General features: G+C 71.1%; 5 protein-coding genes. 1 reads left to right on the top strand and 4 read right to left on the bottom strand.

Annotation, left to right across the window (positions count from 1 at the left end; genetic code table 11):
• Positions 1-106: 106 nt before the first annotated feature.
• From aspA to IE295_RS29320, 4 genes are all read right to left on the bottom strand, one after another.
• Complete coding sequence (gene aspA / locus IE295_RS29335) at positions 107-1,543, bottom strand: aspartate ammonia-lyase (RefSeq protein ID WP_190066790.1); 1,437 nt, start codon at positions 1,541-1,543, stop codon at positions 107-109.
• 77 nt (positions 1,544-1,620) lie between these two features.
• Positions 1,621-2,679: an asparaginase gene (locus tag IE295_RS29330; RefSeq protein ID WP_190066789.1), complete on the bottom strand. Its 1,059-nt coding sequence runs from the start codon at positions 2,677-2,679 to the stop codon at positions 1,621-1,623.
• 239 nt (positions 2,680-2,918) lie between these two features.
• Complete coding sequence (locus IE295_RS29325; protein ID WP_190066788.1) at positions 2,919-3,386, bottom strand: DnaJ family domain-containing protein; 468 nt, start codon at positions 3,384-3,386, stop codon at positions 2,919-2,921.
• A gap of 160 nt (positions 3,387-3,546) precedes the next feature.
• The gene (locus tag IE295_RS29320) at positions 3,547-4,272 is read right to left on the bottom strand and encodes a transglycosylase SLT domain-containing protein (RefSeq protein WP_190066787.1); all 726 of its coding nucleotides are present in this window, start codon (positions 4,270-4,272) and stop codon (positions 3,547-3,549) included.
• A gap of 338 nt (positions 4,273-4,610) precedes the next feature.
• Here IE295_RS29320 and IE295_RS29315 point away from each other — a divergent pair, with 338 nt between their 5' ends.
• Complete coding sequence (locus IE295_RS29315) at positions 4,611-5,711, top strand: calcium:cation antiporter (RefSeq protein WP_190066786.1); 1,101 nt, start codon at positions 4,611-4,613, stop codon at positions 5,709-5,711.
• Positions 5,712-6,110: the final 399 nt, after the last annotated feature.

Below are 6,110 nucleotides of genomic sequence, written 5' to 3'. Positions count from 1 at the left end.
CGGTCCCGCCCGCGGGGACCTCGAGTCGGACCGTCATCGAGTACGAGACGCTAGGCGCCGTTGCCATAAGGGTGTTTCTTCCTTCTCGGGTGGTTCGGGAACGGTCTCAGGCGCGGGCGGTCGTGGCCGTGCGCGTGTGGGGGCGGGCGAGGTTGTCCGGGTGGAGGATCTCGCGCAGCCGCTCCTGGGTGAGCAGGCCCTTGGCCAGGACGAGCTCGTGGACCGCGGCACCGGTGGTGAGCGCCTCCTGCGCGACGGCGGTGGCCTGCTCGTAGCCGATGTGCGGGTTGAGGGCGGTGGCCAGGCCGATGGACTGCTCGACGAGGCGCGCGAGGTGCTCGCGGTTGGCGGTGATGCCGCTGACGCAGCGCTCGGCGAGGGTCAGGCAGCCGGCCCGCAGGTGGCCGATGCTCTTGAGCAGGCTGTGGGCGATGACGGGTTCGAAGGCGTTGAGCTGGAGCTGGCCGGCCTCGGCGGCGAAGGTGACGGTCACGTCGTTGCCGATGACCTCGAAGGCGATCTGGTTGACGACCTCGGGGATGACGGGGTTGACCTTGCCGGGCATGATGCTCGAGCCCGCCTGTACGGGCGGCAGGTTGATCTCGGCGAGGCCGGCGCGCGGGCCGCAGGAGAGCAGGCGCAGGTCGTTGCAGGTCTTGGAGAGCTTGACGGCGATCCGCTTGAGCACGCCCGAGAGCTGGACGAAGGCGCCCATGTCCTGGGTGGCCTCGACGAGGTCGCCGGCGACGGTGAAGGGGATGCCCGTGATGGTGCCCAGGTGGCGGCAGGCGAGCTCCGCGTACCGCGGGTGGGCATTGAGGCCGGTGCCGATGGCGGTGCCGCCGAGGTTGATCTCGCTGATCAGCGCGCAGGCCTCGGCCAGGCGTGCGCGGTCCTCGGCCAGCATGACGGCGTACGTGGCGAATTCCTGGCCCAGCGTCATGGGCACCGCGTCCTGCAGCTGGGTGCGGCCCATCTTCAGGACGTCCGCGAACTCCTCCGCCTTGGCCGCGAATGCCTGGCGCAGGACGTCCATGGCCTCCAGCAGCCGGGCGGCGGCGAGCTGCAGGGCGAGCTTGACCGCGGTCGGGTAGACGTCGTTGGTGCTCTGGCCCGCGTTGACGTCCTCCAGCGGGTGCAGGTGCCCGTAGGCGCCGCGCTCGTGGCCGAGGAGCTCCAGCGCCCGGTTGGCGATGACCTCGTTGGCGTTCATGTTGGTGGAGGTGCCGGCGCCGCCCTGGATGACGTCGACGACGAAGTGGTCGTGCAGGTGCCCGGCGCGGATCTCCTCGCAGGCCTGGACGATCGCGTCCACCTTGCGCTCGTCGAGCAGGCCGAGGTCGCGGTTGGCGAGGGCCGCGGCCTGCTTGACGGAGGCGAGGGCGGAGACGAGGTCGGGGTAGGCGGAGATGGGCGTCCCGGTGATGGGGAAGTTCTCCACGGCGCGCAGGGTGTGGACGCCGTAGTAGGCGGAGGCCGGGACGTCGCGGTCGCCGAGGAGGTCGTGCTCGCTGCGGAAGGGGCCGACGGCGGGGGCGGGCATGGTGGGGGATCCGATCACGTGAGGCGGGGGAGAGGAGGGAGACGAGCGGCGGGGAGGGGGAGCCGCGGAGGAGTCGTCTACGCGGAGGCGGAGGCAGGGGCGGAGGCAGGGGCGGATGCGGGCTCGGCTCCAGGCTCGGTGGGCTCGGCTCCGGGGGTGGCGACGAGCTGCCGCAGTACGCGCGTCCGTACGTCCGCGGCGGGGGAGGCCAGCGCCGCGCTGAGCACGGCGATCCGGGACTGGCCGGCGCGCAGGGTGCCGGTCAGTACGGCTCCGGCGGCCGCGAGGTCCACGGCGCCGCCCTGGGTGTAGATCTCGGCGACCGGTCCGGAGGGGACGCGGGTGGTCAGCGCGACGAGCACGCCGCGGGCGACCGCGGCCTCGACGGCGGCGACGACCTCGGGGGTCGCGTTGCCGGCGCCCGTCGCGACCAGGACGATGCCCTGGGCGCCCGCCTGTACGGCGGCGTCGAACAGCAGCGGGTCGGCGTCGCAGTGGTGCATGACCATGTCGACGCGGGGGAGGGTCTCGCCGCCGGCCGGAAGGGGAAGCGGCGCCGGGCGCTCGGGCCGCCCGTGGACGAGGACACGGCCGTCCTTGACGTCCGCGACGGGGTGGCCGGAGGGGTCAGCGAACGCGTCCGCCGCCAGGGTCTGCACCTTGATCGTGCCACGGGCCGCGTGTATCCGGCCGTCGAAGGCGACCAGGACGCCATGGCCGCGCAGGCCGGCCGAGCTCGCCGCGAGCAGGGCATCGTGGAGGTTGCGCGGGCCGTCGCCGTCGACGGCCTCGAGCGGGAGCTGGGCGCCGGTGAAGACGACCGGCCGGGGGTCGTCGTGGTGGAGGTCGAGCAGGAAGGCCGACTCCTCCAGGGTGTCCGTGCCGTGGGTGACCACGATGCCGTCGACCGCGGGGTCGGCCAGCACCTCGTGCACGGTGCGCAGCAGGGCGAGCTGGTCGGCGGTGGTGAGGCGGGCGCTGTTCACGCTCATCAGGTCGACGACCCGGACCGTCACGCCCTCGGGTACGGCGGCCGTGGCCAGGACGTCCCCGCCCCGCGCGTCGGCTGCGAAGCCGGAACCCTGCCAGCGGCTGGCGATCGTACCGCCGGTGCTGATGACGACGACCTGTCCCACGTGTGCCCGCCCATCTCGAGATCAGTACGGCCGTCGACGGGGGCGTGACGACCGGGCAGGGGAACGATAGGACGAATCGCGCGCAATTGGATCGCCAAAAAGAGCGGGGTAGCCCAAGAGGCGTGGTGGAAAATTGCGCCGTGGAGGGCAGCAGTGGAAATATCTTGCGCCGGCTCCAGAACGACGGCTGCCTGGCCGTCTCAGGAGCCCGCCAGAGCCGGGCTCCGACAGGAGTCGCATCACCGCCCGGCGGGGCCGGGTCCGAGATCGACTCCTGGGCCGGTGTTGCCTCCGTCTCTGCCTCCGTCGCGCCGGCGGTTCTGCCGCCACGTCGCGACGACCTCCTCGACGTCGAAGAGGCCCAGGAGGAGCGGCGGGCCGGGCGGCGGCATCTTCAGGGCCGCGCCGATCTCCTTGTTGATGTCCTCGATGACGCGGCGCGCCTCGGATTCCGAGCGGGCCTCGAGAGCTTCGGCGAGGGCATCCTCGGCCGCCTTGCGCAGGGCGAGCGCCGGCGGGAGGAACGAGACGTGCTCGCGCCGCATCTTCTCCTTGATCCACCAGTCCTCGTCGTAGGGGCGGCTCACCCCGGCCAGCGGCTTGCCGAAGCCCGGTAGATCACTGAACTCGCCTCGCTGCTGTGCCTCGCGGATCTGCTTGTCGACCCAGGACTCGAAATCAACTCCGTGAGGTTTGCGCTCGGTCACCGTGTGCTCCTCCCGTTGTTCCCAGCATCCCACCGCCGCGCGCGTACCGGCACGTGTGCCGGTACGTGGGAGCTGGTACGTGGGAGTCGGCATGCGCGAGGGGCGCAGCTCCCGTGCGGGTGCTGCGCCCCTGGCGCGTTCTGTGCGGGTCGCGTCCGGATCAGTACGCGGAGTTGACGTTGTCCATCGAGCCGTACTTGTCGGCCGCGTAGTTGCAGGAAGCGGTGATGTTGGCGACCGGGTCGTAGATGTCCCAGGACGTGCCCTCGACGTGATACGCCTTGAAGGTGGGGTCGATGATCTGCAGCAGACCCTTCGACGGCACACCGTTCACGGCATTGACGTCCCAGTCGTTGATCGCACGCGGGTTACCGGTGGACTCACGCATGATGTTGCGCTTGATGCCCTCGTACGAAGCCGGGATGCCCTTGGCACGCAGGACGTCCAGCGACTCGCTGATCCAGCCGTCCAGGTTGTCCGCATAGGCCTTCTTCACCGGAGCGGCCGGCTTGGCGGCCGGCTTGGCCGGGGCGGGCTTGGCGGCGGGCTTGAGGGCCTTGCGCTCGGTGGAACGGCTGGCGCGCTCACGGTCGGCCTTGGCCTTCGCCTCGGCGTCCGCCTTCGCCTTCACCGCGGCCTTCGCGTCCACGCCCGCCTTCACGGCGGCGTCGTCGGCGGCCTTGGCCAGCTCGCCGTCCTGCGTCACACCGAACTCCTGAGCGCTCAGCGCCACCGGCTTCACACCCGCGCTGTGAGCGTCGGCGGCCGAGGCCTGCGGGACCAGCGCGAACGTCAGCGCAGCGGCACCAGCAGCGGTCACGAGACCAGCGGCGGAGAACTTGTGGGCCTTGGACAGAGCGGTATAGCCGGAGACGGTGGAACGCATGAGGAACTGAAACCCTTCCGATCGCTTACGTCGCAGTGGCCGTCGTTGGCGCAAAGAAGAAGCGCCGTTTCTCGGTCGACGGCGCCGTGCGACTCCGCAATTGTTAGCGGCCCGAAAACCGCCTGACAAAGGGTGTGACCTACGACTAAACCTCGTAAAACACCCACCCGAACGTGCCGGAATGCCCTATTCGGGACCTTCGGCACCACGGCCCTGCTTCGTATGTGACGCAGGCCCCATGAGGGGCCTCACAGCCCGGGCCGGGTTCGCTGACGCAAGGTGACGGCTTGTGCGCGCTCTTGGTGCGTCGGGGCGGGTGGCGGCGCAGACTCGTGCTCATGGAGGTCGGTGTGCGGTGGTCGGCAGCGCGGTGGTACGTACTGGTGCCGGTGGTGGCGGTCGGCGTCCTGGCCGCGACCTGGGGGCGTGAGCCGCCGGCCGGGGTGATGGCGCTGGTGGGCTGCTGCCTGGCGGGGGCGGTGCTGGCGGCTGTGCACCACGCGGAGGTGATCGCGCACCGGGTGGGCGAACCGTTCGGCTCCCTGGTCCTGGCACTCGCGGTGACCGTCATCGAGGTCGCCCTGATCGTCACCCTCATGGCCGACAGCGGCGGCAAGGGTGCCACGCTGGCGCGCGACACCGTCTTCGCCGCCCTGATGATCACATGCAACGGGATCGTGGGGCTGTCCCTGCTGGTGGGCACGCTCAAGCGGCGTGTCGCCGTGTTCAACGCCGAGGGCACCGGTGCGGCGCTGGCGACGGTGGCGACGCTGGCGGGGCTGAGCCTGGTCCTGCCCACCTTCACCACCAGCACGCCGGGGCCGCAGTTCTCCTCAGCTCAGCTGGTGTTCGCCGCGCTGGCCGCGCTGGTGCTCTACGGGCTGTTCGTGGCGACCCAGACCGTGCGGCACCGCAGCTACTTCCTGCCCCTGACCAGCACCGGCGAGGTCGTCGACGTCGAGGATCATGTCGAGCCGCCCACGGCACGCGCCGCGCGCGCCAGTCTCGCGCTGCTGGGACTGGCCCTGGTCGCGGTCGTCGGGCTCGCGAAGGTCACGTCGCCCACCATCGAGCGCGGTGTGGCCGGTGCCGGTCTGCCCCAGTCGGTGGTGGGGGTCGTGATCGCCCTGCTGGTCCTGCTGCCCGAGACCATCGCCGCCGTGCGGGCGGCTCGGCGCGACCGGATCCAGACCAGCCTCAACCTGGCCCTCGGCTCGGCCATGGCCAGCATCGGCCTGACCATTCCCGCGGTCGCCGTCGCGTCCCTGTGGCTGGAGGGGCCACTGGTCCTGGGCCTCGGGGCCACTCACACGGTCCTTCTCGCCCTCACGGTCACCGTCGGCACGCTCACCGTGGTGCCGGGCCGTGCGACCCTCCTCCAGAGCGGCGTACACCTTTCCTTGCTGGCCGCCTACATCGTCCTCGCCGTCAGCCCGTAAGTCGTAGCCCGCATTCACGCCAGAGCGATGGACCGGGACATCTACGCTCCGAGCACCTCCGAGCACCTCCGAGCACCTCCGAGCCGGACGAGAAAGCGGACGACGAGGCGGAAACAGCCCGGAAGCGCGCCGAGCTGGTGGCCGACCCCAGCCCGCTCAGCCCGCCCGTCGATCGCGCCCGCGCCCAGGTCCTCGCGCTGGCCGCCGCCCCCGGGGGGCGCTGGCTCTGCACCATGCTCATGGGCTCCCGCCCAGGTCTGACCAAATCGCCCCGCTCTACGACCCCGACAACTCCTCGTGGCAGCACGCCATCGGCTATCGCATGCCCGATGACCTGCTGCCCATCTTCCGTGCTGCCTTCAGCAGGATCGATCGCAGGACGTGGGCTCGGCACGCGAG

It is taken from the genome of Streptomyces griseocarneus, assembly GCF_014655595.1.
GTDB classification, from domain to species: Bacteria; Actinomycetota; Actinomycetes; order Streptomycetales; family Streptomycetaceae; genus Streptomyces; species Streptomyces griseocarneus.
The sequence above is the reverse complement of the archived record's forward strand: the minus strand, read 5'-3'. Positions and strand labels throughout refer to the sequence as shown.

Coding starts and splice junctions, on each gene's coding strand:
- aspA (WP_190066790.1), bottom strand. CDS start 1,543: ATGCCCGCCCCCGCCGTCGGCCCCTTCCGCAGCGAGCACGACCTCCTC.
- IE295_RS29320 (WP_190066787.1), bottom strand. CDS start 4,272: ATGCGTTCCACCGTCTCCGGCTATACCGCTCTGTCCAAGGCCCACAAG.
- IE295_RS29315 (WP_190066786.1), top strand. CDS start 4,611: ATGGAGGTCGGTGTGCGGTGGTCGGCAGCGCGGTGGTACGTACTGGTG.